The sequence below is a fragment of the Arthrobacter sp. 05T45 genome (assembly GCF_056395875.1).
This window is the reverse complement of record NZ_JBFTKI010000047.1, coordinates 1-1,115: the sequence shown is the minus strand read 5'-3', so window position 1 is coordinate 1,115 and position 1,115 is coordinate 1. Positions and strand designations below refer to the sequence as shown.

1 protein-coding gene is annotated in these 1,115 nt (G+C 66.0%); it reads right to left on the bottom strand.

All coding sequences use genetic code 11. From position 1 onward, the window contains the following. On the bottom strand, nucleotides 1–988 hold a 988-nt coding region (locus AC1DGD_RS22080; RefSeq protein ID WP_476858276.1), incomplete at its 3' end, for an IS481 family transposase. Nucleotides 989–1,115: the final 127 nt, after the last annotated feature.

The window sequence follows — 1,115 nt, the reverse complement described above, 5'->3', positions numbered from 1 at the left end:
TGTACTGCCCAGGGAGGTTGGTTAAGCGGCTGATGGGCGGCTGGCCTCCGATTGCGGTGTGGGGCCTATGGTGATTGTAGTGGTGCAGCCATGCCGGGAGGGCGTTTCTGCGGGCTGATTCCGTGGCGTAGAAGCGTTGGAAGGCCCATCCGTCGGCGAGGGTGCGGTGGAACCGTTCGATCTTGCCGTTGGTCTGCGGGCGGTAGGGCCGGGTCTTCTTTACCTTGATGTCCAGTTCCTGGCAGGTGTCGCGCCAGAGGTGGGATTTGTAGGCTGAGCCGTTGTCGGAGAGGACCCGCTCGACGGTGACTCCGCGGGCGGCGAACCAGGACACTGCACGGCGCAGCACCCCGACTGCGGTGGCCGCGGTTTCATCGCCGTGGATTTCGGCGTAGGCGACCCGGGAGTGGTCGTCGATGACGGTGTGGACATAGGCGGTGCCGATCAGCGGTTGGCGGTACCTGTTGCGTGCCGTGTCCGGGGTTCCTGCCCGGTTCCGGTCTCCTTGCTGCCGGCCGACGTAGCGCCAGCCGCCGCCGTCGGGGATGTTCCCTAGCTTCTTCACGTCGACATGGATCATCGCCCCCGGCGTCTCGTGCTCGTAGCGGCGGATGACTTCCCCGGTGCGCTTGTCCACGTGGTGCAGGCGGTTCAGCCGGCACCGGACCAGGACCGCGTGCACGGTCGAGGCCGGCATGGCCAGCTTCGCCCCGATTGCCACCGGCCCCAGCCGTTGCTTCCAGCGCAGGTGCACGACCCGGCGCACCAGTTGCTGCGGGGTCCGGTTCGCCACCCGGTGCGGGCGCGAGGACCTGTCGGCCATGCCGTCCTGACCCATCGCGGCGTAGCGTTCGGCCCAGCGCTTGGCGGTGGGCCAGGAGCAGTTGAACTGTTCGGCGGCCCGGGACACCGGCCAGCCGTGATCAACGACGAGACGCGCGAGACGTAAACGTTGGCGTGGAGTCAAAGCGGCATTAGCGTGAGACATTGAGGACCTCCTGGTCGCTGCAGCGGTTGTCTAAGCAACTCCACTGTGCAACCGGAGGTCCTCACCTTTAGGTCAACGACTCCAGCGAGTCATTACATTCACCGAACCAACGTCCCTGGGCAGTACA